Origin of the sequence: Shinella kummerowiae, from assembly GCF_009827055.1 — a bacterium.
GTDB classification, from domain to species: domain Bacteria; phylum Pseudomonadota; class Alphaproteobacteria; order Rhizobiales; family Rhizobiaceae; genus Shinella; species Shinella kummerowiae.
The window spans coordinates 1-23,379 of record NZ_WUMK01000017.1 but is presented as its reverse complement, the minus strand read 5'-3'; the positions used below and the strand labels follow the sequence as shown (position 1 = coordinate 23,379).

The 23,379-nt window shown below is 59.3% G+C and carries 27 protein-coding genes and 3 pseudogenes; 9 read left to right on the top strand and 21 right to left on the bottom strand.

Translation table 11 applies throughout. The features are described 5' to 3' along the window. Positions 1 to 287: 287 nt before the first annotated feature. From GR138_RS28660 to GR138_RS28650, 3 genes are all read left to right on the top strand, one after another. The gene (locus tag GR138_RS28660) at positions 288 to 638 is read left to right on the top strand and encodes an MbcA/ParS/Xre antitoxin family protein (RefSeq protein WP_160862683.1); all 351 of its coding nucleotides are present in this window, start codon (positions 288 to 290) and stop codon (positions 636 to 638) included. A gap of 65 nt (positions 639 to 703) precedes the next feature. Beyond that, a complete protein-coding gene (locus tag GR138_RS28655; RefSeq protein ID WP_246200815.1) occupies positions 704 to 1,144 on the top strand; it encodes an RES family NAD+ phosphorylase in 441 nt (146 codons plus the stop codon). Between the two features lie 212 nt (positions 1,145 to 1,356). Then, positions 1,357 to 2,385, top strand: coding sequence for an IS110 family RNA-guided transposase (locus GR138_RS28650; protein ID WP_160862681.1), 1,029 nt, complete (start codon positions 1,357 to 1,359; stop codon positions 2,383 to 2,385). An 89-nt stretch (positions 2,386 to 2,474) separates the two neighbouring features. On the opposite strand, the gene GR138_RS28645 is transcribed toward GR138_RS28650, so the two are convergent. From GR138_RS28645 to GR138_RS28625, 5 genes are read right to left on the bottom strand one after another with little or no spacing between them, the layout of a single operon-like run. Further along, positions 2,475 to 3,236, bottom strand: a complete 762-nt coding sequence (locus GR138_RS28645) for an ABC transporter ATP-binding protein (protein ID WP_160862722.1) — start codon at positions 3,234 to 3,236, stop codon at positions 2,475 to 2,477. Continuing rightward, positions 3,233 to 4,066: an ABC transporter ATP-binding protein gene (locus GR138_RS28640; RefSeq protein ID WP_160862680.1), complete on the bottom strand. Its 834-nt coding sequence runs from the start codon at positions 4,064 to 4,066 to the stop codon at positions 3,233 to 3,235. Before GR138_RS28640 ends, GR138_RS28645 begins: the two co-directional genes overlap by 4 nt. Beyond that, positions 4,063 to 4,980 carry a nickel transporter permease gene (gene nikC, locus GR138_RS28635; protein ID WP_160862679.1) on the bottom strand — a complete coding sequence of 306 codons (918 nt, stop codon included), beginning with the start codon at positions 4,978 to 4,980 and terminating at the stop codon, positions 4,063 to 4,065. Before nikC ends, GR138_RS28640 begins: the two co-directional genes overlap by 4 nt. Beyond that, a complete protein-coding gene (locus GR138_RS28630) occupies positions 4,977 to 6,038 on the bottom strand; it encodes an ABC transporter permease (protein WP_420853734.1) in 1,062 nt (353 codons plus the stop codon). The genes nikC and GR138_RS28630 overlap by 4 nt, the downstream gene beginning before the upstream one ends. A gap of 12 nt (positions 6,039 to 6,050) precedes the next feature. Further along, positions 6,051 to 7,700 (bottom strand): ABC transporter substrate-binding protein, encoded by a 1,650-nt coding sequence (locus tag GR138_RS28625; RefSeq protein WP_160862677.1) that lies wholly within the window; start codon positions 7,698 to 7,700, stop codon positions 6,051 to 6,053. Positions 7,701 to 7,827: 127 nt separating this feature from the next. Here GR138_RS28625 and GR138_RS30730 point away from each other — a divergent pair. The 3 genes and pseudogenes from GR138_RS30730 to GR138_RS28615 form a co-directional block, all read left to right on the top strand. Then, positions 7,828 to 7,914 (top strand): annotated as a pseudogene (locus GR138_RS30730) (SOS response-associated peptidase); the annotation flags it as partial. A 374-nt stretch (positions 7,915 to 8,288) separates the two neighbouring features. Further along, complete coding sequence (locus GR138_RS28620; protein WP_160862676.1) at positions 8,289 to 8,537, top strand: DUF982 domain-containing protein; 249 nt, start codon at positions 8,289 to 8,291, stop codon at positions 8,535 to 8,537. A gap of 145 nt (positions 8,538 to 8,682) precedes the next feature. Then, positions 8,683 to 8,940 carry a hypothetical protein gene (locus GR138_RS28615; protein ID WP_160862675.1) on the top strand — a complete coding sequence of 86 codons (258 nt, stop codon included), beginning with the start codon at positions 8,683 to 8,685 and terminating at the stop codon, positions 8,938 to 8,940. A 36-nt stretch (positions 8,941 to 8,976) separates the two neighbouring features. Here the strand turns inward: GR138_RS28615 and GR138_RS28610 are convergent, their stop codons facing one another. From GR138_RS28610 to GR138_RS30725, 13 genes and pseudogenes are all read right to left on the bottom strand, one after another. Then, positions 8,977 to 9,213 (bottom strand): hypothetical protein, encoded by a 237-nt coding sequence (locus GR138_RS28610; RefSeq protein WP_160862674.1) that lies wholly within the window; start codon positions 9,211 to 9,213, stop codon positions 8,977 to 8,979. Between the two features lie 58 nt (positions 9,214 to 9,271). Continuing rightward, complete coding sequence (gene acpP, locus GR138_RS28605; protein WP_160862673.1) at positions 9,272 to 9,550, bottom strand: acyl carrier protein; 279 nt, start codon at positions 9,548 to 9,550, stop codon at positions 9,272 to 9,274. Positions 9,551 to 9,616: 66 nt separating this feature from the next. Then, entirely contained in the window at positions 9,617 to 9,904 is a 288-nt protein-coding gene (locus GR138_RS28600) for a hypothetical protein (protein WP_160862672.1), read from the bottom strand. Beyond that, the gene (locus GR138_RS30870) at positions 9,898 to 10,020 is read right to left on the bottom strand and encodes a hypothetical protein (protein WP_276508818.1); all 123 of its coding nucleotides are present in this window, start codon (positions 10,018 to 10,020) and stop codon (positions 9,898 to 9,900) included. The genes GR138_RS28600 and GR138_RS30870 overlap by 7 nt, the downstream gene beginning before the upstream one ends. 168 nt (positions 10,021 to 10,188) lie before the next feature. Beyond that, the gene (locus GR138_RS28595) at positions 10,189 to 10,461 is read right to left on the bottom strand and encodes a hypothetical protein (protein ID WP_160862671.1); all 273 of its coding nucleotides are present in this window, start codon (positions 10,459 to 10,461) and stop codon (positions 10,189 to 10,191) included. 110 nt (positions 10,462 to 10,571) lie between these two features. Then, a complete protein-coding gene (locus tag GR138_RS28590) occupies positions 10,572 to 10,823 on the bottom strand; it encodes a DUF6894 family protein (RefSeq protein WP_160862670.1) in 252 nt (83 codons plus the stop codon). Positions 10,824 to 11,125: 302 nt separating this feature from the next. Then, positions 11,126 to 11,329 (bottom strand): hypothetical protein, encoded by a 204-nt coding sequence (locus GR138_RS28585; RefSeq protein WP_160862669.1) that lies wholly within the window; start codon positions 11,327 to 11,329, stop codon positions 11,126 to 11,128. Positions 11,330 to 11,446: 117 nt separating this feature from the next. Further along, positions 11,447 to 12,088: a YoaK family protein gene (locus GR138_RS28580; RefSeq protein ID WP_160862668.1), complete on the bottom strand. Its 642-nt coding sequence runs from the start codon at positions 12,086 to 12,088 to the stop codon at positions 11,447 to 11,449. A gap of 670 nt (positions 12,089 to 12,758) precedes the next feature. Beyond that, positions 12,759 to 13,061 carry a DUF982 domain-containing protein gene (locus GR138_RS28575; RefSeq protein WP_160862667.1) on the bottom strand — a complete coding sequence of 101 codons (303 nt, stop codon included), beginning with the start codon at positions 13,059 to 13,061 and terminating at the stop codon, positions 12,759 to 12,761. Between the two features lie 292 nt (positions 13,062 to 13,353). Further along, positions 13,354 to 13,565 (bottom strand): annotated as a pseudogene (locus GR138_RS28570) (DUF982 domain-containing protein). Next, entirely contained in the window at positions 13,562 to 13,750 is a 189-nt protein-coding gene (locus GR138_RS28565) for a hypothetical protein (protein WP_160862666.1), read from the bottom strand. The pseudogene GR138_RS28570 and the gene GR138_RS28565 overlap by 4 nt, the downstream one beginning before the upstream one ends. Before the next feature lie 182 nt (positions 13,751 to 13,932). Then, positions 13,933 to 14,175 carry a hypothetical protein gene (locus GR138_RS28560; protein WP_160862665.1) on the bottom strand — a complete coding sequence of 81 codons (243 nt, stop codon included), beginning with the start codon at positions 14,173 to 14,175 and terminating at the stop codon, positions 13,933 to 13,935. Positions 14,176 to 15,593: 1,418 nt separating this feature from the next. After that, positions 15,594 to 15,746, bottom strand: a pseudogene (locus tag GR138_RS30725) (IS110 family transposase); the annotation flags it as partial. 259 nt (positions 15,747 to 16,005) lie between these two features. Here GR138_RS30725 and GR138_RS28550 point away from each other — a divergent pair. Next, complete coding sequence (locus tag GR138_RS28550; protein ID WP_202402903.1) at positions 16,006 to 16,422, top strand: response regulator; 417 nt, start codon at positions 16,006 to 16,008, stop codon at positions 16,420 to 16,422. A gap of 42 nt (positions 16,423 to 16,464) precedes the next feature. On the opposite strand, the gene GR138_RS28545 is transcribed toward GR138_RS28550, so the two are convergent. Genes GR138_RS28545 through GR138_RS28535 form a run of 3 tightly spaced genes read right to left on the bottom strand, consistent with a single transcriptional unit; the run spans position 16,465 to position 20,152 of the window. After that, positions 16,465 to 17,487, bottom strand: coding sequence for an HWE histidine kinase domain-containing protein (locus GR138_RS28545; protein WP_202402902.1), 1,023 nt, complete (start codon positions 17,485 to 17,487; stop codon positions 16,465 to 16,467). Between the two features lies 1 nt (position 17,488). Further along, positions 17,489 to 17,947 (bottom strand): response regulator, encoded by a 459-nt coding sequence (locus GR138_RS28540; RefSeq protein WP_160862663.1) that lies wholly within the window; start codon positions 17,945 to 17,947, stop codon positions 17,489 to 17,491. Positions 17,948 to 17,950: 3 nt separating this feature from the next. After that, a complete protein-coding gene (locus GR138_RS28535) occupies positions 17,951 to 20,152 on the bottom strand; it encodes an ATP-binding protein (protein WP_246200808.1) in 2,202 nt (733 codons plus the stop codon). 256 nt (positions 20,153 to 20,408) lie between these two features. Here GR138_RS28535 and GR138_RS28530 point away from each other — a divergent pair, with 256 nt between their 5' ends. Then, positions 20,409 to 20,813 carry a response regulator gene (locus GR138_RS28530; protein WP_160862662.1) on the top strand — a complete coding sequence of 135 codons (405 nt, stop codon included), beginning with the start codon at positions 20,409 to 20,411 and terminating at the stop codon, positions 20,811 to 20,813. 147 nt (positions 20,814 to 20,960) lie between these two features. Continuing rightward, positions 20,961 to 23,379: PAS domain-containing protein (locus GR138_RS28525; RefSeq protein ID WP_160862661.1), on the top strand; the 2,419-nt coding region annotated here is incomplete at its 3' end.

The following is a 23,379-nucleotide window of genomic DNA, read 5'->3' as shown; positions in this document are numbered from 1 at the left end:
TGCAAACTCCTACTCTATATTGAGACCGTCGACGCCGAGCGAGCGAGCGGGCTGGTACAAGTGCGCCGAGCCTCTCCTGCCTAGCCTGCCCAGCAGGGCTCACAGCGCTGCGCAGGACGACAGCCGGGAGTACGAGGCGCCGTTGAGAGCTTGTGTCAGCAGTTCGCCCGATCTGCGAGCGGCATCTTTCTCCAATTCTTATCTCCTCTTCCCCCCTCATTGAATTCCGCGAATTCTGACGCTATATTGCGTCATAATCCATGGTGCATCGAACGGAGGTTTTTGAGATGGACCTCGCCCAATATGCCGATGGCGGGCTTTTCTCGCCGCGTAAGATCGCCAGTGCCCTGCGCACCACGAGCGAAGAGATCGCTCGGACCGCAGGGCTCGGGAAGGACGCGATCCAGCGGCAGGATCGCATTCGCTCGGACAAGACGCAGCGGCGTCTTCGGGAAATGACCGAGATCGTCAATAAGGTCGAGCCTCGGTTTGGCTCCGCCCTGATGGCCTATGCCTGGTATCGCTCCGAACCGTTGCCCGGCTTTTCAGGCTTCACGGCGATGCAGCTCGTACGCGACGGCCGTGCCGACGAGGTTCTCGACTATATCGACGCCATCGATGCCGGCGTTCACGCCTGACGGTGCCGACGGAGCTTCGAGGAACACTCTACCGGGCGCTCAACCCGATCTATGCGCGCGAGCCGATGTCGGGACGCGGCGCCGAACTCTATGGAGGTCGGTTCAACCGAAAGGGGACGCCGGCACTCTATACGTCGCTGTCAATCGTCACGGCGTTGCGTGAAGCCAATCAGGCCGGCTCCCTGCAACCCACGACGCTCGTCTCCTATGGTGCGGTCTTCGAACGCATATTCGATACGCGGGACGATATCGCCCTGCGCGCTGAAGGCATGGACGATGCGGATTTGGCGGATCGCACTTGGCGCGATCAGATGAAAACGGCCGGAGAGGCGAAGACGCAAGCCTTCGCCGGTCGGCTTGCCGCTGCCGGCTATCATGGATTGATCGTGAGGAGCTTTGCACCCGGCGCGGCCCGAGACGATGCCAATTTAGTCCTTTGGACGTGGAGCGATGCGGCGCCTTGCCGGCTGACGCTAATCGACGACGAAGGTCGCCTGTCGCGATAAGATCGGTGTCGACCGACCACTACATATCGACACGAAGCTGGCCAGTTGGAGACCGCCGCTCATTTGGTTTTTCACCTATCGTCATTCAAGAAATCTTGTTTCTTAGCTGTTGATTTACGCTGAGAGCTGATGGAGTGGATGCCCCATCCCGACGGCATCGCAATGTGCCAGAGTGATGTTCGCCAGAACGTCACTTAGAGGAGAGAGCATCCATGAAGGAAGTTAGCATCGTCGGCCTGGACCTTGCAAAGCGGGTGTTTCAGGTTCATGCCGCGGGAAGCGATGGAAGTGTGGTCTTGCGCAGGAAACTGTCTTGCAGCCAACTGGTCACCTTCTTTACGGAACTGCCCAAATGCACGGTCGCGATGGAGGCCTGTGCCACAGCGCATTACTGGGCGCGTGAGATCGGCAAACTTGGCCACGATGTTCGCTTAATCCCGCCGGCTTACGTGAAGCCTTTTGTCAAACGGCAGAAGAATGATGCGGCCGACGCAGAAGCGATCGTTGAAGCAGAGACCCGGCCGTCAATGCGGTTTGTGGTTCCGAAGACTAAATCCCAACAGGCCTGCTCCATGCTATTCCGGACGCGAGACTTGTTCGTCCGTCAGCGAACGCAGCTTATCAATGCCCTTAGAGCACATCTGGCCGAGCATGGTGTCATTGCACCTCAAGGCATCGCGAATCTGGCCTTGCTGGCGGAGATTATTGAAGATAGCGAGGCCGGCCTCGAGCTCATCGTTGTAGAGACCGGCCGACTGTATCTGGATCAAATAGACGCGCTCTCCTCTCGGATCGCATCCCTGGAAAAGGCGCTCAGATCGGAAGCGAAGCGTTCGAAGAGCACCGCTCGCCTCCTGTCCATGCCCGGCATGGGACCGATTACCGCAATGGCAGTCGAGGCTTTCGCGCCCACCATGGTGACCTTCCGAAGGGGGCGAGATTTTGCGGCCTGGCTCGGCTTGGTGCCAAAACAGCATTCGAGCGGAGGGAAGCAGGTTCTCGGCCGAACATCGAAGATGGGACAACGCGACATCCGCAGGCTTCTTGTCATTAGCGCGATGACCGTCATTCGATGGGCATGCCGGAAAGCCCCACCCGAGAACTCGTGGCTGGCACGGATACTGGCGCGCAAACCTCGCATGCTCGTCGCGATCGCCCTCGCCGACAAAATGGCTCGATCCATCTGGGCAATGATCACCAGGAACGAAGATTATAAGGATTCCGTTCTGCCTGCAGTGTAGCAAGTGCTGAGCTAAAGTCAGGACGGATCGTCGGCGTGACAGCGGCGGTATCGCCAGCTTGGCTACGCTGACGTGACTGTTTCCGCTCGCTACGACCAACCCGAACGCTCGCGGCGGAAACCTTTGCTGGCGGCTAGCAAGCCGCGTGTATAATCCTGCGTCACTTTGCCGGCGGCGAGGTCGGCGGACGCGAGTTCTTCCACAGGGCGACCGTTCTGCATGACCATCAACCGATCGCACAAATGGGTGACGACGGCTAGATCATGACTGACCATCACGAAGGTGAGTTGCCGCGCGGCACGCAACTGCTCGAGCAGGTTCAGCACCTCAGCCTGAACGGATGCATCGAGCGCCGATGTCGGCTCGTCGAGCAACAGGATGGACGGCTCGAGGATCAACGCGCGCGCGATCGCCACGCGCTGGCGCTGGCCACCGGACAGTTGGTGCGAATAGCGGAAGCGGAAGCTTGACCCGAGCCCGACCTCGTCGAGCGCGTGCACGATACGGCCTTCGGTATCGTCGAAGCCATGGATGGCAAGGGGCTCAAGGAGCAGTCGATCGACCGTCTGGCGCGGATGGAGTGAACCATAGGGGTCCTGGAACACCATTTGGACCTTGCGGTAGGAGGCTTTGTCGCGCCGTTTTCCGAGTATCATACCGTCGACTGCAATCGCGCCTGTAGAAACCGGAGTAACGCCAGCCACGGCACGCAAAAGCGTGGACTTGCCGGAGCCGGATTCGCCGACAAGACCGAAGGACTCGCCAGGCGCCACCGAAAGGCTGACATCTTCGAGCGCCACGAAATCGTCGAAAGCGACGCCGAGGCCTTCTATGGCGAGAGCCGGTGTCATGTCTTCCACTCCGGCTTCCGGTCGAGCACCGGCAACGGGTGCCGCTCAGTGCCGATCTCGGGCATGCAGTTTAGCAGGCCACGGGTGTAGGGATGCTGTGCGTCCGAGAGCCTCGCCGCTGGCAGTTCCTCCACGATGCGGCCGGCATACATGACGATGACCCGGTCGCAGAACGAGGAGACGAGTCGCAGGTCGTGCGAGATGAAGATCAGCCCCATGCCGCGCTCGGCGACAAGATGATTGAGGATGCCGAGAACGTCGAGCTGCACGGTAACATCGAGCGCCGAGGTCGGTTCGTCGGCAATCAAAAGTTCCGGGCCGGCAATCAGCATCATGGCGATCATCGCGCGCTGGCCCATGCCGCCGGAAACCTCGTGAGGATAGAGGCCGAAGACGCGTTCGGGATCGCGGATCTGCACGGCGGCCAACATGTCGAGCGCGCGCCTCTTCGCCTCTGCTCTGCCAACAGGCTCGTGCGTGCGCAGCGTCTCGACGATTTGCCGGCCGATGGTCATAACCGGGTTAAGCGAATATTTCGGATCCTGCAGGACCATCGCGATGCGTTTTCCCCGCAGCGCGCGTCGCTCTGCCTTCGAGGCCTTGAGGAGATCAGTGCCGTTGAAATCAAGCTTGCCGGCCGCGATCACGCCGTGTTCGGCGGTCAGCCCCATGATAGCGCGGCCGGTCTGGGACTTGCCGGAACCGCTCTCACCGACAATGCCGAGCCGCTCGCGGCCAAGTGTGAAGGAGACGCCGCGCACGGCTTCGATGACGCCGGTGCGCGTTGGGAAAGACACGCGAAGGTCCTCGACATCAAGCAGCGCCCTCATTGGCCGCTCCCACGCGGATCGAGCGCATCTCGAAGGCCGTCACCCAGCAGGTTGAAGCCGAGACTGACGATGAGGATCGCGAAGCCCGGAGCCGCGGCTACCCACCATTGATCGAGGATGAAGCGCCGGCCGGAAGCGATCATCGCGCCCCACTCGGGCAGCGGCGGCTGTGCGCCGAGGCCAAGAAAGCCAAGGCCGGCTGCCGTCAAGATGATACCCGCCATGTCGAGCGTCACACGCACGATGAGGGAGGAGATGCAGAGCGGCATGATATGGCGCAGCACGATGCGCCAGGGCGAGGCTCCCATCAGTTGCACTGCCAGGATATAGTCGGAATTGCGTACCGTCAGCGTCTCGGCGCGCGCGATGCGCGCATAGGGCGGCCAGGAGGTGATGGCGATGGCGATGATGGCGTTGCCGATGCCTGGCCCGAGAGCAGCGACGAAGGCGAGCGCCAGCACGAGTTTCGGGAAGGCGAGGAAGATATCGGTGATGCGCATCAGTACCGCATCCACCCAGCCACCCGCATAACCGGCGACCGTGCCGACGAGAAGGCCGATGGGTGCGGCAATGACCGCAACCAGCAGCACAACCTGCAAGGTCAGCCGTGAGCCGTAGATGAGGCGCGACAGGATATCGCGGCCTTGATCATCCGTGCCAAGCCAATGCCCCGGCCCTGGCGACAGCAGGCGCGCCTTGGCAAGATCGCCGATATAAGGCGAATGGGGTGCCAGCAACGGGGCAAAAGCGGCGAGGACGACGAGGCCGAGAATGATGACAAGGCCGATGACGGCGAGACGGTTGGCGGTAAACCGCCGCCAGGCGACATAGGCACGGCCGAGCCGGGCCTGCATGCGCGATTGCGGCCTGTCGGTCAGGAGCCATTCGCGGCGGGTCATGGTGACGTCCCTCATCGTGTCCTCGTTCGGGGATCGAGCATGCGGTAGAGCACGTCGGAGAGAAGATTGATGGCGATGAAGACGGAACCGATGACGATGGTGCCGCCGAGCACCGCGTTCATGTCGGCGTTTTGTAGGGAATTGGTAATGTAGAGACCAAGCCCCGGCCAGGCAAAAACGGTCTCCGTCAGCACCGAGCCTTCGAGCAGGCCGGCATAGGAGAGCGCGATCACAGTGATGAGCGGCACCGCGGCATTGCGCAATGCATGACCCCAAATGATGCGCGCCTCTGACAGGCCTTTGGCGCGCGCTGCGACGATGTATTCCTGGCCAAGCTCGTTCAGCATGAAAGAGCGTGTCATGCGGCTGATGTAGGCCATGGAGAAATAGCCGAGCAGCGAGGCGGGCAGGATGATGTGCGAGAGGATGTCGCGGAATGCTGCCCAGTCGCGATTGATGATTGCATCCAACAGGAAGAAGCCAGTAACCGGCGTGAACGTGTACTCGAACACGACATCGATGCGGCCGGGGCCAGAGACCCACCCGAGGCGTGCATAGAAAACGAGCAAGGCGAGCAGGCCGAGCCAGAAGATCGGCACCGAATAGCCGACGAGGCCGACGATGCGCACCACCTGGTCGCTCATGCTGCCGCGCCTGACGGCCGCGAGCACACCAAGCGGAATACCGAGAAGCGCGCCGATGATCGTCCCGACGGTGGCCAGCTCCATCGTCGCGGGGAAGACGCGGCGAATGTCGGTCATTACAGGGTTTGTCGTCAGCACCGATGTGCCGAAATCACCGCTGAGCACGCCTTTCATATAGAGCCAGAACTGCTGGTAATAGGGCAGGTTCAACCCCATTTCCAGCCGCACGCGCTCCACCACATGGGCAGGCGCCCGATCGCCGACGATCGCCAGAACCGGATCGATCGGCACGACGCGGCCGATGAAGAAGGTGACGGCGAGCAGGCCGAGATAGGTGGTGGCAACGACCACGAGGAAGCCCGCCACCGATTTCAACCGCCCATAGGCGCGCCGTCTGGCGCGCCCTGCCGGCTTGCGCGTTTCCATCATGCTCAAGGAAGACTATTCCTTGGAGACGGGTGCGAGCGGGTTGGAATCGAAGCTCGGGCCGAGCGTGTAGCCCTTGACATTGCCACGAACGCCCGCGACCTCGATCTGCTGGAAGATCATGACGAAGGGGCTGGTCTCCAGTGCCTGCTGCTGCAGCTTTTCATACATCGCCGCACGCTTGGCGTTGTCACGCTCCAGGAGGGCAGCCTTGGACTCGGCCGTAAGTTCCGGAATATCCCAGGCATTGCGCCAAGCGAGCGTCTTGACGGAGGCATCGTCTCCATTATCGGGATTGGAGGTGAAGGCCTCGCCGTTCGAGTTCGGGTCCCAGTAGTCCATGCCCCACTGGCCAATATAGAGATCGTGGTTGCGGGCACGGTACTTGGTCAGCGTCTGCTTGCCGTCGCCGGGAATGATCTCGATTTTCACGCCGGCTTGGCCGGCGGTTTGCTGGAAGGATTCGGCGATGCCCGTTACCGGCTGCGTGTTGCGCACGTCGAAGGTCACGGAAAAGCCATCCTTCAGACCTGCTTTCTCAAGCAATTCCTTGGCCTTCGCCACGTCCAACTTGTAGGGGCTTGCCTCCAGCGCGCCGAGCACGCCCTTGGCCTGATAGGTCTGGCGGATCTCGCCGATGCCCTTGATCAGGGTCGAGCCGATCGCGTCGTAGTCGACGAGATACTTGAAGGCCTCACGCACCTCGGGCTTGGCGAGATTCTCGTTCTTTTGGTTGAGGCTGATGTAATAGACTGTGCCCTTCGGCGCGCTTGTCGTCGTCAAATCCGCATTCTTCGAAACGGCGTCGAGATCGCCCGGCTCCAGGTTGCGGGCGACATCGACGTCGCCGGCTTCCAGCATCAGGCGCTGCGTCGCACTTTCCTTGACGTGACGGTAGATGACACGGGCGAGCGCCGGCTTTTCGCCGTAGTAATTATCGTTACGCTCGAGAACGAGGATTTCGTTGGCGCGCCAATCGCGGATCTTGAACGGGCCGGAGCCGGCATAGTTGGTCTTCAGCCAGCCATAGCCAAAATCGGTGTCGTATTTGTAATCATCGCTCGGCGTCTTGGCTTCGGCGTGCTCCATCACCAGCTTCTTGTCGAGCACGGCGCCGACGGTGGCGGTGAGGCAGTTCAGCACGAAGCTCGGCGCATAGGCCTTATCGACGGTGAAGACGAAAGTGCTTTCGTCAACGGCCTTGGCCTTTTCAGCGACATTTTCGCCGGTCAGGCCGAACTGGGTGAGTATGAAGGCGGGGCTCTTGTCGAGCTTGACGACGCGCTCAAAGGACCAGGCGACATCCTCCGCCGTCACGGGGTTGCCGGAGGCGAACTTGATGCCGGGCTTCAGCTTGAACGTGTAGGTGAGGCCGTCGTCAGACACGGTCCAACTGTCGGCAACGCCACCCTTGACTTTGGTCGTGTCGGCGATGTCGAGGCGAACAAGCATGTCATAGGCATTGCCGATGAACTCGGCCGGCGATAGCTCGAATGATTCGGCGGGGTCGAGCGTAATCGTATCGTCGATTGCCCAAGCCTGCACGAGCGTATCGGCCGGGGTTTCCGCAAAGGCTGGCGTCATGCCACCCGAAATAAGTAGCAGCGATAAAGCTGCACCGGCAAGCAGCGGGCGTATATGGTTCGTAAGCGTTTCCCTGTTCATTCCCGTTCCCCATGTCAAATGATTGTTCTTTCGTATCCGACGGCCGGACGCCATTTTGGTAAGTAAATCATACTATTGTCCAGCGTGACAATCCCCAGATCGTGTTTGGCTATCAGGCAAAAGTGCGAACGCCATCGCCAAGCCCATCCATCCCAAGGCAATGCCGGTTATCCTGACAACCGGGGAGGAACGCTACGTGTGGATGCACGCGCCCTAAGAAGAGGCGAAGGCGCTGCAACAGCCCCTGCCCGATGACGGAACATTCTCGGGTTGACCACAGTTGGTCAAGCTGAAAGGAATTCAACATGACCGATGATCCGAAAGACCCGAAAAGGCCCCAGGAAATCCCGCCTGGTGAGACACCGGACTCTTTGCCGGATATCCCTGAGCGTCCGATTGAAGAGCCCGAACCGGATGCAGTTCCGGAGGAGGCTCCTGACGTCACACCCCTCCCGGGCGAGGATGTTCCAACGAAGATGGGCGGATAGGTCGGAACACCTCAGCAATTGTGCACAAATTTTATCGATCTGACACGGAACCAGCTCGCCTAACCGGCATTTATGGGCCCGAGAAGATTGGGAAAATGAAATGCTTTCTGTAATTTGGGACAACGCGCTCGCCATCCTCCTCCCAGGCATGCCGCGCGCAATGGAGATCAAGGACCCGCGGAACGCTATGTTCGTCCTGGCCGAGAAGTGGCCGGTCACCTATGGGCGCGCATTTCAACGAGCGCTCGCGTTTTGCGCCAAGGCAATTGAGGGCAAATGCTCGCCATCCAAGGCAAGATTGGCGTTCCTCGCCGCGGCGCGAGAAGCAAACGTCGTGGTGGTTCGCTAGGGTTTGTCACCGTCACCTCTTTCCCTACATGTCTAAGAGTGCGGAACGAATCCATCGTTCTCGGTGTTTCCCCGGACGAAAATGTTGGTTCTCCGCCCTGCTACCGAAGCAGAAAACCTTTTTGAGCCGCTGCAGGAGACGCTTTATGAACGGCAGAATCCCGCCACGGCAACACCCAACCATCGACCCCTATTTTACGTTTGAATGCGAGCGGGCCATTGACGGCGCAGTGCGCGAACTGGTCGATAAGGCCATCACCGCCGGTTGGCCTCCCGAGGCGGCATTTAAGGCGATCAAGCGCGTCACCGAACGTCAGGCACTGGCTTACCAAGAGGATCCCGATCCAGCAGTCAACCAGGTGGAGGTTCGCATACGCACGGGGTTCTCGCTGGCGCCGTTCTGATCCGCGGAGCCCGTGCTGACGCATTCGGGACCGGCCTCATGCGCCGGCTTTGTCCTTCGGCGTCTTCGAAATTGACAGCAGAGCGAGGGCAGCTAGCATGGAAGCCACGAAACCGAGGTTGCCAGAGCCGATCCATTCAATCCCAAGTCCGCCGATCGAACCGGAGAGCGCGATGGCAAGGCAGAGGATGTCTTTCGGCGCCTTGTTTGACCGCACCATCGGCGCCGACAGCTGATCCCAGTCACATCGGAGAAACCACAAATTGCTCAGCATGTTAATCTAACAAGGCCGGGGTCATTCTTCCGCGCCGAAAGGGGTCAAACCTGGACGCTTAATCACAGCGAGGCGTTTGCGCCGCGTTGCGTGCTGCCAGCACGAAATCAACTGTATTGCCAACCGTCGACAGATCGGTAACCGGCCTTTCGGGGAACGTAATCCAGAATTCGTCTTCGATCAGCATCATGATCTGGGTAACTTCGAGGGAATCGGCTCCAAGGTCTGCCGTAAAGGACGCATCATTCTCGATTTCATCTTTCGGGACGTTCAACTGGGCGGAGACAATTTCCTTTACCCGGAAGGCAATATCGGGTCTGCCAACATTGGTGGTCATGTTGATTTCCTTAGTCGGTAAGGGGCATGGCGCGCTCGTTCAGCACGGCGCGCTTTCCCGGTGGGGTTAGCAAATAGGTCGGGTCGACCTCCCTGGAGCCCCTCCTTCATCGTCCCAAACATCGATGCCGGCATTGCGATCGCGGTGCAATGAGGTTTTGGAAAGCGGATAGTTCTCGGCGCCAATTGTCGCGGCCTTGATGAGCCGAATCAATTTTCGCGCTTCTTCGTGCTGGGCGCCAATGCCACCGACAAGTTTCTCGGTTTCGTAGTTCGCATCCTGCAGGACCGCTCGAAGGACCGTCCTCTGTGGTATCTGACTCTTCCTCGCGCCGGTGAACAGCAGGATCACCATATCGTGCCCTCCGTCAACACATAGAGTGTTGCAAGAAGACAGGCAGCCGCAAACGCATGCCCCGCCATAGTGGTGACTAGATATCGGTCGTTGAGGCGGTCGAACAGGGAAGACATATCGTCCTCCTCTCGTTTTGGGGCCAGGGTAGCCAACCCTCAAACAGCAGCGCCCGTAAAGTTGGCTGCCGAAGAAACAACCCTGCGCGCCTTCTGCGGTTTTAGCAAGCTCTCAAGTGTGTTGGTTTCGAGGCGCATTGGTTGCGGCTGATCCGAGCGAGCTTATCGTCAAGCCCCAATGTTGTTGCGCATCCAATCGCTCACCGTGTAATGCATTTTCAAAGTTGCCCAATCGCTTGAGGGCTTGATCTCACAAATGAAAAGCCCGTTATTATCGCGAACCACCGTCCTGAGGATTTCCCTGACGCGAAGCGCATCACTGTTCAACCTGCCGAACCAGAGAGTGGGTAGTGGGCGGACACAATTCCATTCCCGCATTTGTTCACCGAATGCGTCGTTTTCGTCGTTCTGACTGTCGTAGCAAATTACGTAGGTAGGCATCCTGCTCTCCTATTCGGTATTTATCTCAGATGGTGTGCGCCAATGACCAAACAGCCATCGGTCAGCCGGATTAGACTTTCGGGGCGGTCTTCAGGTGTTTGGGGGGAGCACTACGCACCCAATCCCGTCCGCAGCTTCGGGAAATCCACTTCAAACCTCAGTTTGAACAGAATGCTGCCAGTCGCGTCGGTCACTGCCATCATCCACTCGTTGCCAAGCCAAACGTTCATGTCGGCGTCAGCAAGCATCTCACCAGCGCCGCGAAGTGCTTCAACCCGAGCTTGAGTTTCGTTGGCAAGAAAGAGACCCTTGTCGTCGATCGCTGCTCGGCCGTCCAATACGTGGAAGAAATATCTAGGCATAGCGCTACTCCATAGGCGGGAGTGCGAAAAGCCTCTCTGTCTCAGCGTGCCAAGGGATAGCTGATGATGGCTAACCTTACCCCTATTGCGCCATACTAGGAAACGAATTCGCGGCGACTTCAGCCGCCGCGTTATCTATCTTCGTTGGAGGGTAGAAGTGGTGACGCCAAACTGCCGCCTGTCTACTCCGTGGGCGCGTCGGTAGCCCGTAGGGCCGAAACACCCTACGGCCAACATTCATATGGGAGTCAGCCCGGGCAGCTCGCTGACATATCGACTTAGGTCCGGCTTCTCACGTAGCCTTAGTCACCACTCCTGCCGAGCCCAGGCGGGCCGTCCAACCTCCCGGCGGTTGCAGCCAATGCACGGATCGCATCTATGGCCGTCGCCAAGCCTTGCATGAGGAGGGCGGTGTCACGGTCTTCGCTGGATTTGTCGATTTCCATTGCCCGCCGCCGCAAGTCGCTGCTCTCGGTATTGAGGCGAGCGATAAGGTCGTTATCCATTGCATTCTCCTTAAACCCGTTTTTGTCGAGCATATGGAGAACGTATCGATAGCCGCGGCGTTCCCTTGCGTCATGAGGACTTGCACTCAGCGCCAATCCGCGGACGAGGCAAGGGCTTCACTTGAGATATCGCACACTCAGAATTATCAGAGGCATCGCGAAAACGCAGAAAGACACACCCCCAAGGGCCTGATGCCCCAGCACCCCGAGCACCCCACCCAGCGCAAAGAAGACAATAGTGGCGAGGTGGAGCTTCAACCGCTGCACAATCGCCAATTTGTCAGTGTTGGAACTTGCCCCAAGAAGTATGGCCAGTCCGACGCCCAGATCGGTAGCTACGCCGGAGACATGGGTCGTTCTAACCCGGCTACCAGAAATCCGGGTTGAGGCCGCATTCTGTATACCCATGGTAAAGCTCAGTAGGCCGACAATCAGCACTCCGTTCGGCGCCCTTGGGCCAAGAGCCACAACAAGGCCAACGAGTATCAGAAGGGCGGCTTCAAGGATCAACGTCAGTGCATAGACGTTACTGCGTCGCCGTCGTCTGCCGAACTCGATGAACAGTGAGGCGGCAAAGGCACCCAAGATGAACATCACAATGATCGCCAGGAAGCCTAGCGCCAAGTCGAACTGGAAGACGGCGAAGTGGTCGGAAGCCATAGAGACGTTGCCGGTCATGTTGGCTGAGAAGTAGTGGTAGGCTAGGAACCCAGCACTGTTCACGCCGCCGGCCACGAAGGCTAGCGACGATGCCAGCATGAGATCGGTTCGTGGGGTCCGGTAGTCGCCTTCATGAATTAGCATGTTTGGTCACGGTGCGATCGTTGGGACGGCAGAATGCAACTTCAGGCCCAGTGTGTCGAGCCAGGCAGGAGAACTCCAGCCGTTGGCTTCTCATCTGCTTCTCTCTGTATCCTCGGAGGAGGGTAGAGGCAGGGGCTTGAGAAGCCTCGCTTGGAATCGCCAAATCTACAAATTACATGCAGGTTCCCGACTTGTCTTCGAACAGCCCAAGCTCGGAAAATTGCCGTCCAGCTTTCCAAGGCCAGAACCAATCGTGAAGCCGATCACGTTCTGTTGCGTGCGATCGACGGCAAATGCGACAAGGTCAACGCTAGCTGGCGTCCGATTGTGGAACCGGCTTCGGACAATTCCGGAGGTGCGGCATGACAGAATTCGTCAGCCTGGCCATCGGCAACGCCGCCCTCGCATTAAAGGCCGCCGCAACTGGTACGTCCCCAGATGCGGCGGCCCCACTCCTTGTCCACTCGCACCCTTTGCAAGAGGCGCGAGCAGGTGACGAACTATCCGCTGCGGACCGAGCCGGCTTTCACAAAAGTGCCGATCTATCGAAATTTCGCCACGAACTATGCGTGCCGCCCTCGGGAAAAGAGGCCGCAATCGCAGCCTCTTTAGTTCGCTACAGAGTTTACGCAGACAAACGACCGCCGCCGGAACGCGAACGGATCATCCAAGGCTGGACGCCCGGAGATTTCACCAGGATACCCTTCTTCTCCCCAAAGGAGCGGATGGCATCCCGTCCGATTTTCACCGGCTTGTGGCCGTCGAAGGCCATGTAGCAGGTCTTCAAGGTGGCATCGTGTACTATGTCACGATCCCTTTCAGGCCAATCTTCCAGAAAGTCGATGGCGTCTTCCAAGCACGTTATCTCTCGGATCAGTTCCCTGCGTTCCTTCAGATAGACGGGCTTATCAAATACCTTCGAGTTCATCTCTACCTCACTGAAAACGTTGGTGATCAACAAGGAAGGCGCTGCGCTTCAGCGCCCGCCGAAGATTTATTTTCTCTTGTTTTGAGTTTCAAGGGGGTGCCTCTGCACATGCCGCAAAATTCTTGGGTGACTGCCGAATGACGATTGTCTTTCGGCGTCTTGTTTGACCCCACCATCGGCGCCGACAGCGGACCCCAGTCACATCGGAGAAACCACAAATTGCTCAGCATGTTAATCTAACAAGGCCGGGGTCATTCTTCCGCGCCGAAAGGGGTCAAACCTCGACGCTTAATCACACCGCATGAAACAGCGTGGCCGGTCTCCACGGTCGGATGAAGATGTCGGCTTCTTTCGCCGCTCTTATGAACGTCTTGCGCGCAGCCGCGGAGTCTTCTTTACCCTCCAATACCGCCAGACACGTTCTCCGCGCTTCCTCCCGCGCCTTCCTGGTTCTACCGGCCACCTCTCCATCAAAGCTCTCGCTGCTTCAGCAGTACTGGTCACGGTCCGGTATCTTCCGAGCTTGTTGGTTTCGAACGTGATAAGGCTTCTCCCAAACTCCCTGATCCAGGGATGCCTGATTCCTCGCCGGTTGCGGCGGCAGCGTCGATGTTGATTTCAGTCGGGGCGGTATTCCCATCGCCGAAAAGAGGCATAATCAAGATCGAGCCGAGGATCACGATGAACATCGACAGTAGGCATAGGCCGATAATGTTGATCCGAAGGCGCATTTTCTACCTGAAAACAAAAGGCCCCGCGCTGAGGCGGGGCAAGAGACTGAACTAAAAGTGGCACTAGTGGAACGCGGTTTTCGCCCCTTTGTTCCGAGCTCCCATGTGAAATCTCTAGAGCGAACCATCCTGCCACAGCATTAAGCCGTCCCTGCATTGTCTTGCATCTCCACCAGTTCTGCAAGGTCGACGAGCAGTCCCTGAACGTCGGGCCCGATGCGAGAGTTATTGGCCTCGATTGTCATCCGGATATTGGCAGCATAGTGGGCCGGATCCAGGGCGCCAGCTTCCTGAAGGGTTTTTACCAGGACGACGAGCGCATTGGTGTGCGCTGCATGGACCGCTGAGATGGCCTTGATTATCTCGTCAGACTTCTTGGTCATTCAATGCCCTACCAGAATAGCAGAGTGCCTGATTCACTCCATTTCCGGAAGCTTGTCGGCCTGAAACGGGATGGTCGACATACCAAGTTAGTGGATAGACACTCCTGCCTCACCCGCCAACTCGATAATTACCTGCCGAGCCGCGGTCGGCAAGACGAAAAAGAAGGTCGCTTCGGAGGGGGATCGAAGCGACCTTCTGTTGCGGCGGGTTGGGGAGCCTAGTGAGCGCGGAGGCACATCACTTGCCGCGCCTTTACAACCATATCGGCCGTCACTTGTTCCGCGCTCACCGCTCAGGAAACGGTGGATTTTGCTGCCTGTTGGAAACGCGCGTCACCATTTCATGTTCTCAAGACCCCGTGTCTGATTGGATTCGACAAGTCGCTAGATTGGCGTATGGTGTTTCTACCGGCTGCCATTTAAATGGGCGCGGCCATGGAGCTTAGCAACCTTCCCCATTACTTTGGAGGTTAAGCTATGTCTCGCCGTTCCGTGGCAATTTTTACTTCATATGACGAGTGGTCGGTCATGATCGTCGAGGCCGATGGCGAGTCTCTCCATTCATTTCGCTTCCAAAAACACGCGCAAACGTTTGCTGACGGCCAGCGGCTACGCATGGGCTTTCCATTGGCCGACTTCGCGGCATGCGGAAACGGGAACGCTGTAACGACTAGCCGATAAGTTCCAAGGTCCGTTGGGGGACCGGGCTCGGCTCGCAAATGGGCCGGGTCCGCACCGCGGCTCCGTGTGATCACACCGACATATTGATCGGCGTCTCTTCTCTCGCCCGGAACCCAACGAGCACTCTATCAGTTTTCACTGATAATCAAAATAAAGGAGGATGAGATGTTCCAGGCATCTCTCGGCGGTGGCTTCGGCGCGCAGGGCTATGGCCTACGTGCATCCATTGCCGCTGCAGTAGCTTACGACGATCTATGCTCCCAACACCGGATCGATATTCGATACGAGCCACAGGCCATCATTGTCCAAGGGCAACTTCCGCCGGCGGTCGTTCAGCGTGTGCGCAGGATCATTTTCGAGGTTGCTGGGTCTGTCCCTGTCTGGGATCGAACGTTCTGGCTGGGGTGATTGGTTTTAGCCTCTGATAAACACCCCGGCCTCTCTCGCGGCCTTCAGAAAAACTCTCTGCGCTGCGGCAGGCTCTGCGTTGCCTTCGAGTGTGTTTCGGCCCTTTAATTGCGGGACTTCGTCAAGTCTGTTTTGTCCGTGCTCGGATCATAGTCGTTTTCGAGCTCATGGCCTCATGATGATGTTCGGATCGGATGCCTCTACGTGTGAAGCGCTGTGCGGTCTAATCCGCCAGCAGCCGAAACAACGAGGTCACCGCAACCACCGTCCCGGCGGGACATCACAGATGCAAATCAACCCTGCGATTTTGGGTGGAGGTAAGCAGGGAATTAGGCCGGTTCCTTGCTCCACTGGAATGAGGTGCCGTCGATCCAGATGCGGTACAGGATGACCGCCAATTTTCGTGCGACTGCGACCTGTGTTTTTTTCGTTCCATTGCGTTTCGCCAGCCGCAGCCCCCACACTTTCAACGCGCACCAGCGCCGAGGCCGATCCTGAACGCATTCCCCAATGACCTTCACTGCTCCTACTGCAAAGCCGAACGGCGCGAGACTCGCATGCGGCAATCGATGGCCCATTGCTGATCCTCCGGTGAATCAGCAAAAACTTTCCTCAAGACAGCAGCAAATATTAGTCAGAGCCAATCCTCGACGCTTAATCACAGATATGTGCGCCTTCACGCGATATCGCTTGCCTCACCCGATCGAAACCATTGACGGATAGTTACACGATCCTAGTTAGATGGGTACTGACAGAGACGTTCAGGGTATCATGGTGAAAAGCAGCCTAGAAAACAAACGCATTCTCATCCTGGAGGACGACCCTCTCCTCGCTCTCGACCTCGAAGACTTCTTTACAGAACTCGGCGCTAGGGTGATCGGCCCTGTCTCCAGCGTCGAGCAGGCCCTCCAGGCGGTCTCCACGGGGATCGACGGGGCGGTACTCGACCTCAATCTGAGAGGCGTCTACTCCTACCCGGTCATCGAAGCACTCGCCGAGGCGGGTACACCGCTCGTCGTATGTTCCGGATACGCCGAACTGCCCGACACCCGGACGGAGCTGACTGATATCGTGCTGCTGCCGAAACCTTGCGACCTCAAGGTTTTGCAAGCTAGACTCGCTGAGCAGATTACCGCAGCGCCCCAGACGACTTCCTAGACGCGCAAGATCGAAGCCGGCGAAGTGCCAGGACAGGTTCGTTTAGGCCGACACCGCCCTTAGCGCTTCGCTCTCGGCGATCGGAAGGTCGATTTCGGCTCTGAACCCGTCCGGCAGGTAGTGGAGGCTTGCCTGCCCGCCCAGCTCATATTCGATATTGGCTTTGATGAGCCGGGTACCGAAGCCCTCGTCATCGGGCGCCTTGACGACCGGTCCGCCGCGCTCGGTCCAGTTTATCCGAACGGACCGCCCCGGACCCGTCTTGTTGACCACCCACGCAATGGAGACACGCCCCTGCTCGTTGGCCAGCGCCCCATATTTCGAGGCATTCGTCACCAGCTCGTTGAAGACCATGCCGATGGAGAGCGCGGTCCTGGGGTCCAACCGAACGAGATCGTGCCGCCCAATATCGAAGCGCGAGAGATCCTTGTTGTGTGGCCGAACCGCGCGCTGGAAAACGCTCAGAAGCTCCGTCTCGTCCCAATTGCCTTCGAATAGGAGCTCGTGGGCGTCTGCCAGCGCCGACACACGGGCGATGAGTTTCTCCTCGAATTCCGCGACTGACCGGCAACCGCGACCCGTCCGGCGGATTAGCGAAAGCACGACGGCGAGATTGTTTTTCACCCGGTGGCTGAGTTCCCGGACCAGCAGATCCTTCTGTTGCTCGATCCGCCTGCGCTCTGCCCGCTCGCGTGCTTCGTTCACCGCACGCGTCACGGCAGCCGGCAGACGCGCCAGGCGCTGCTTCAGAACATAGTCCGTCGCGCCCTTGCGGAAGGCTTCGATGGCAGCATCCTCGCCTAGAACACCTGAGACGAAAATGAAGGGCGCGTCCGGCGCTGAGGCGACCGCTAGGTCGAGCGCGGCCATGCCATCGAAATCGGGAAGCGAGAAGTCTGAAAGGATAATCTCGAACGTGTGTTGTGCCAGCGCGGCCTGATAAGCAGCACGCGTCGCGACGCGATTGACCTCAAAGGTTTCTTGCAGGTTCTCGAGCTGCGCTTCAATAAGTTCAGCGTCGATGGTGCTGTCTTCCAGCAGCAGGATACGCAGCATTCCGGCCATGTCAGTCGCCGCCCACCTGCCGCAGCTTCGGCGGCGGCTCGTTGAGAAGCGCCCAGAAGACGCCGAGGTCCTGGATCGCCTTGAAGAACTGGTTGAACTCGACCGGCTTGACGACGAATGCGTTGACCCCGAGCTGGTAGCTTTTCACCAGATCCTGTTCTTCGCGAGACGAGGTCAACATGACGACTGGAACGTGACGCAGGTTCTCATCGCGCTTTACTTTTTCGAGCACCTCCAGTCCGTCGACTTTCGGCAGCTTGAGATCGAGCAGGACGACTGCGGGATCACCTGGATCGCGGGCGGCATGGGAACCGCTGAGATAGAGAAAATCCAGCGCCTCGGCGCCGTCGCGGGCAACCACGATGTCATTGGCGATCTGACACTTCTCAAGCGCCGTCAGGGTCAGTTCGAGATCCCGGGGATTGTCTTCAACGAGCAAAATTGGCCTCAGTTCTGGCACGGATTACTCCTCAGGTAGCGCCGGTAAGGAAAAAGTGAAGCATGCGCCCTCGTCCACCGTGCCAATGGCGTCCACGCTGCCGCCATGCCGCTCGACGATGCGCCTGATGAGGGCAAGGCCGATACCCGTGCCCTCGAAATCCTCGCTTCGCTGCAGCCGCTGGAATACACCGAACAGCTTAGACTTGTAAGCCATGTCGAAGCCGACACCGTTATCCGCGATCCGGTACAAAATGCCTTGGTCGGTCAGAACGGCTGATATCTCGATATGCGCCTCTTCGCGCAGCCGCGTATATTTGACCGCGTTGTCGATAAGATTGTACCAAACCTGCCGAAGGAGGGTGGCGTCCCCCGTCGCAGCGGGCAGATCATCGACCTGCCAGACGATCGTGCGGCCCGCCGTCTCCTCTGCCAGTCCCCGCCGCACCTCGGCGACGAGCTTGTTCATGTCCACCTTGTCGGCGGACAGTGCCGCTCGACCGAGATGAGAGAACGTCAGGAGATCATCGACGAGGTCACCCGCGGCCAGCGCCGAATCCGAAATCATCTGGAGATAATGGCGCGAGCGCTCGCCGAGATTCTTCTCCCGCTCCGTCAGAAGCTGGGAGAAGCCGACGATATGGCGGAACGGCGCCCGCAGATCGTGAGAGATCGAATAGGAGAAGGCCTCCAGTTCCCTGTTGGACTTCTGTAGGTCGGCGGCAAGCCTGGCCAATTGCTCGGCCTTCTTCAGCACAATCTCCACGATCGAGGCGCGCAGGTCGCGCGCGGCGGCGATCTCTGCAGGGTGCCACGGTGCGCTCCTGCCGCGCACCATCTCGCGCCAGGCCTCGAAGGACTTGCGAGGATGGATCCGCCCGCTCTCCCGCACCACCTTGTGCGGATCCCCGCCCCAGGTGACCGTCTTGACCACTTCCTGGCGGAACCAAACAAGCCAGCTGTCTTCCACCTCGGAAATGCGCAAGGCGAGGACACCGCAGGTGCCGTCGTTGAAGCCGCCGTCGTGCGGGACCTCCGAGACGATAGAGTCCGTAATGTAGGAATCGGTGGCCGCGTCTTGCTGTGAAAGGCGGGCGACCAGGCTTCTTACCTGATGCTCTTCCGGAGCCTCGCCGACAGGCAGGTAGCTGTTCTGAGACAGGACCGCCGCCCCATCCGCTCGGGTGAGTTCCAGCAGCGCCCCCGGCGTGCCGGCCAGGCCTTCATCCCACCGATCGGCCTGAGCCATCGCGGCCAAAAGCTTGGTGTGCACGCGCGCGAGTTCGACGCCGAGTGCCGCTGTCTCGGCCCGGCTGTCGGCGCTGATCCGCATGGCCAGGCTCTGGACCACGAAATCGCAGGCTTCGCGGATGTCGCTCGTCACATGGTGGGCATTGCGGCTGTGGCAGGACAGAAGGCCCCAGAGTTTGCCGTCCACCATGACCGATATCGACATGGACGAGAGCGTGCCCATGTTGCGCATATATTCGAGATGGACCGGCGACACGCTGCGAAGCTGCGTGAACGTCATGTCGATGGCCCCTGCGTCGCACTCCTCCCCGAACGCTGTCAGCGGGACCGGCGTGTAATTTGCATCGGGGATCAGGCGTATGCGGTTCAACGTGTAGAGATTGCGTGCTTGCGCCGGAATATCCGCAGCGGGGAAACGCAGGTCGAGATAGGAGGGCAGGGTACCGTTGCCGGCTTCGGCCACGACATGTCCGTTCCAGTCGGTATCGAACCGGTAGACGAGTGCCCGGTCGAAGCCGGTCAGGTCAGCGATCAGGCGCGCGGTCGCGGAAAGCCCATCCGTAAGCTCTTCAGTGGCCGTCATTTGCTGTGCGAAGCCGGTCAGACGGGAAAGAAGCGCGTTGGGTAAAAAGGGCGCGCTGCGTTCGAACTCCACGATGGCGCGGCCCTGATGGGCATGTGCCGCCATGTCCACTTCCGGGTTCTGCAGCCTGGCGCGGTAGGCATGCGCGCCGCTGGCCCGCCAAGCGCGCAAAGCAGCCTCGACCGACGGGAACAGTTCGAGCGGCGTCCGGCCCGTGATTGCTTTAAAATTGGCCGATGCCCACAGGACATCGAGACCGGCGGGATCAAGAACGAGCAGAGATCCATGGGGCTGGATTGCGCCGGGAACATGGATCGGCTCGCGCGCGCAAAAATCCAGATCGCTTTGGCTCCCTGACATCGAATCCCCTCTCCCGCACGCCAATCCGGCCAAGCCTGCTGATGGTGGGGATCGTATAGACCGACCATCGCAGCGTTGAAAGACACCTACTATCTAAGAGCGGATCGCATTTTTTGTAGGTCTCTTTCGTGCCCGGAACCCGTTATCGCATCCGACGCACGGGACGTGTCTCGCGTCGCGAAGAGCCTTCTTTGCATTTTATTAAGATTGTTCGCAAAGACTTGTCTTGGGGACGGGCGAAATTCCAGGGGGTGCACGTTGTGCGGAGACCAACGAACTGGAGATACCGATGGCCGCATCGCAGTCCACCATTCTCGTCGTCGAGGACGAACCGCTCCTCCGCCTTATCCTGATCGAGGCGTTGCAGCATGAAGGCTACCGCGTGCTCGCGGCGTCCAATGTCCTGGAGGCCATCGGGTATATCGCAAGGCATGCGGAAATCGACGGCCTGGTGACGGATGTCGACCTGCCCGGTGGGCTGAGCGGCCTCGACCTACTGGAATTGCTCAGCAATTGCCGGCCGAACGCAGCCAGGATCGTCGTTTCAGGCAGGGGCGATCTGGAAGAGGCGGCATTCCCTTCGGCGGTCCGGATCTTCGCGAAGCCCTATAGCCTGGACGATGTGATCGCCGAACTCGATGATCAGATCACGGCGAAAAACGCCATCATGCCTACCCGGCACATGTACCCCTAGCATCGAGGCACAGCCGTCGGCCTGTCTGGGACAGCATTGCCCCTCTTATGTCCCTTCCCATTTTTTTAAAAATTTCACAGGGTTACCGCGCTTTCAAATTTTTCCGACCTCCCCATATAAGCTCGCGATACCTCGAGAAACGGCAAGATGACTTTTATTCCGAACGTAATCAGCGAGATGAACCAGCGCATCCGGGGGATCGACTGGAAGAAAACGCCCTTCGGTGCCGAAGCCGACTGGCCGCAGGAACTGCGGATGGCGTTGAGCCTGTGCCTCAATACGACGCTTCCGACGGCCCTTTACTGGGGCAACGATCTCCGTCTCCTCTACAACGACGCCTGGGCGCCGATTGCCGGGGAAAAACATCCCTGGGCGCTGGGGCGTCCGGCCCGTGAGGTATGGGCCGACATCTGGCACGTGATCGAGCCCCAGCTGCTCGCCGTGCTGCAGACCGGCCAGGGATTTTCGGTCACCGATCAAATGCTGCCCATGCAGCGCGGCGGCCGTACACAGCAGACCCATTGGGATTACAGCTTCGCGCCGATCTTCGGGCAGAACGGTAAGGTCCTCGGCATATTCAACCAGGGCAACGAGACAACAGCGCGCCTGTCGGCGGAACGGGCGCTGCGCGCCAGCGAGGAGCGACTGGAATATGCGCTGGGCGCATCGGATACGGTAGGCACCTGGGACTGGGATGTTCCCAACAATCGGGTCATTGCCGATGCGCGCTTCGCGAAGCTTTACGGCGTCCCGCGCGAAGAGGCGAGCGCCGGCGCATCAATCGCCAATTTCTTCAATGCCATTCACGCCGACGATCTTCCAAATGTCGAAAAAGCTATTGCGGCGGCCTTGAAGGACGGCAGCATCTTTTCTCAGGAATACCGCCTCGTCCAGGCGGACGGCGCACACAGATGGGTCATCGCGCAGGGTCGGCCGACGCTTGCGCCGGACGGAACAGCTCTGCGCTTCCCCGGCATCAGCTTCGATATAACCGACCGAAAAAATGCGGAAGCCGCGCTCCGCGACAGCGAGGAGCGCTTCCGGGCAATCACGAACTCCATCGACCAGATGATCTGGTCGACGACCCCAGACGGATATCACGACTACTACAACCAGCGCTGGTACGATTTCACCGGCGTGCCTTCAGGCTCAACCGATGGCGAGGGCTGGGCCGGAATGTTCCATCCGGAGGATCAGGACCGCGCCTGGACCGTCTGGCGGCATTGCCTGCAGACCGGAGAGCCCTACCACATCGAATATCGGCTCCGTCATCGAAGCGGAAAGTACCGCTGGGTGCTGGGCCGCGCGCAGCCTGTGCGCAATGAGGATGGTGCAATCACCCGCTGGTTCGGTACTTGCACTGATATCCAGGACATCATCGACGCACGTGAGGTTCTCGCCCGATCGCGGGAAGAACTTGAAAAGGAAGTGCAGGAGCGCACCGTCAAACTCTTGGAAGCCGAAGCCCAGTTGCGGCAGGCGCAAAAGATGGAGGCGGTCGGGCAACTCACCGGCGGCGTCGCGCACGACTTCAACAATATGCTTGCCGTCATTTTAGGCGCCATGAACCTTCTCGAAAGGCGCCTTGCGCGCGGCGAAACCGATCTTGCCCGTTATATCGACGCCGCCAAGGACGGCGCAAACCGGGCAGCCGCTCTCACCCAACGTCTGCTCGCCTTTTCCCGTCGCCAGCCACTCCAGCCCGAAATCATCGAACCGAACCGCATGGTCGCCGGCATGCGCGAGCTGCTGACGAGGGCGCTCGGCGAGCAGGTTCAGGTCGAGACCGTGCTGGCTGCGGGGGTATGGCGCATAAATGCCGATGTCAGCCAACTTGAGAACGCGGTCCTCAATCTTGCGGTCAACGGCCGAGATGCCATGCCGAACGGCGGCCGGCTCACCGTCGAAACGGCCAACACATACGTCTCCGAGGACTATGCCCAAGAACACACGATGTCGCCCGGCCAATATGTGATGATTGCGGTCACCGACACCGGCACGGGAATGAGCGGCGACACTCTCGCAAAGGCCTTCGATCCCTTCTTCACGACAAAGGAGGTCGGCAAGGGATCCGGGCTCGGCCTGAGCCAGGTTTTTGGCTTCGTGCGCCAGTCCGGCGGACACGTGAAGATCTATTCCGAACCAGGCCACGGAACCACCGTAAAACTGTACCTACCCCGTCACTACGGCGAGACGGAAGCCAGAGAGATATCGCCGCAGAATGCTGACCCTGCGCGCGGCGTCCGTGGCGAACTCGTATTAGTGGTGGAGGATGACGAGCGGGTGCGCAATTTCTCCGTCGAGGCGCTGCGCGAACTCGGTTATACGGTGGCGGAAGCCGCTAGCGGCGCGGCAGCGCTCGCCCTGTTGGGAGAAGGCCTGAAGCCCGCGCTCCTTTTTACGGATATTGTCATGCCTGAGATGACGGGCCGTGAACTCGCCACCCTGGCGTCGGAGAAACTGGGGGAACTGAAGGTCCTTTATACAACCGGCTACACGCGCAACGCCGTCGTTCACAACGGCATCCTGGACGCCGGAACCCATCTGCTTCAAAAACCCTTCAGTC

Bases quoted from the DNA above. Each gene is read 5' to 3' on its own strand.
- GR138_RS28595 (WP_160862671.1), bottom strand. From the start codon at position 10,461: ATGCCTACCTACGTAATTTGCTACGACAGTCAGAACGACGAAAACGAC.
- acpP (WP_160862673.1), bottom strand. From the start codon at position 9,550: ATGACCACCAATGTTGGCAGACCCGATATTGCCTTCCGGGTAAAGGAA.
- GR138_RS28580 (WP_160862668.1), bottom strand. From the start codon at position 12,088: ATGCTGGCATCGTCGCTAGCCTTCGTGGCCGGCGGCGTGAACAGTGCT.
- GR138_RS28630 (WP_420853734.1), bottom strand. From the start codon at position 6,038: ATGATGGAAACGCGCAAGCCGGCAGGGCGCGCCAGACGGCGCGCCTAT.
- GR138_RS28565 (WP_160862666.1), bottom strand. From the start codon at position 13,750: ATGTTCATCGTGATCCTCGGCTCGATCTTGATTATGCCTCTTTTCGGC.
- GR138_RS28640 (WP_160862680.1), bottom strand. From the start codon at position 4,066: ATGAGGGCGCTGCTTGATGTCGAGGACCTTCGCGTGTCTTTCCCAACG.
- GR138_RS28575 (WP_160862667.1), bottom strand. From the start codon at position 13,061: ATGAACTCGAAGGTATTTGATAAGCCCGTCTATCTGAAGGAACGCAGG.
- GR138_RS28625 (WP_160862677.1), bottom strand. From the start codon at position 7,700: ATGAACAGGGAAACGCTTACGAACCATATACGCCCGCTGCTTGCCGGT.
- GR138_RS28530 (WP_160862662.1), top strand. From the start codon at position 20,409: ATGGCCGCATCGCAGTCCACCATTCTCGTCGTCGAGGACGAACCGCTC.
- GR138_RS28550 (WP_202402903.1), top strand. From the start codon at position 16,006: ATGGGTACTGACAGAGACGTTCAGGGTATCATGGTGAAAAGCAGCCTA.
- GR138_RS28600 (WP_160862672.1), bottom strand. From the start codon at position 9,904: ATGGTGATCCTGCTGTTCACCGGCGCGAGGAAGAGTCAGATACCACAG.
- GR138_RS28655 (WP_246200815.1), top strand. From the start codon at position 704: ATGTCGGGACGCGGCGCCGAACTCTATGGAGGTCGGTTCAACCGAAAG.
- GR138_RS30870 (WP_276508818.1), bottom strand. From the start codon at position 10,020: ATGTCTTCCCTGTTCGACCGCCTCAACGACCGATATCTAGTCACCACT.
- GR138_RS28660 (WP_160862683.1), top strand. From the start codon at position 288: ATGGACCTCGCCCAATATGCCGATGGCGGGCTTTTCTCGCCGCGTAAG.
- GR138_RS28585 (WP_160862669.1), bottom strand. From the start codon at position 11,329: ATGGATAACGACCTTATCGCTCGCCTCAATACCGAGAGCAGCGACTTG.
- nikC (WP_160862679.1), bottom strand. From the start codon at position 4,980: ATGAGGGACGTCACCATGACCCGCCGCGAATGGCTCCTGACCGACAGG.
- GR138_RS28560 (WP_160862665.1), bottom strand. From the start codon at position 14,175: ATGACCAAGAAGTCTGACGAGATAATCAAGGCCATCTCAGCGGTCCAT.
- GR138_RS28610 (WP_160862674.1), bottom strand. From the start codon at position 9,213: ATGCTGAGCAATTTGTGGTTTCTCCGATGTGACTGGGATCAGCTGTCG.
- GR138_RS28590 (WP_160862670.1), bottom strand. From the start codon at position 10,823: ATGCCTAGATATTTCTTCCACGTATTGGACGGCCGAGCAGCGATCGAC.
- GR138_RS28620 (WP_160862676.1), top strand. From the start codon at position 8,289: ATGCTTTCTGTAATTTGGGACAACGCGCTCGCCATCCTCCTCCCAGGC.
- GR138_RS28650 (WP_160862681.1), top strand. From the start codon at position 1,357: ATGAAGGAAGTTAGCATCGTCGGCCTGGACCTTGCAAAGCGGGTGTTT.
- GR138_RS28645 (WP_160862722.1), bottom strand. From the start codon at position 3,236: ATGACACCGGCTCTCGCCATAGAAGGCCTCGGCGTCGCTTTCGACGAT.
- GR138_RS28615 (WP_160862675.1), top strand. From the start codon at position 8,683: ATGAACGGCAGAATCCCGCCACGGCAACACCCAACCATCGACCCCTAT.
- GR138_RS28545 (WP_202402902.1), bottom strand. From the start codon at position 17,487: ATGGCCGGAATGCTGCGTATCCTGCTGCTGGAAGACAGCACCATCGAC.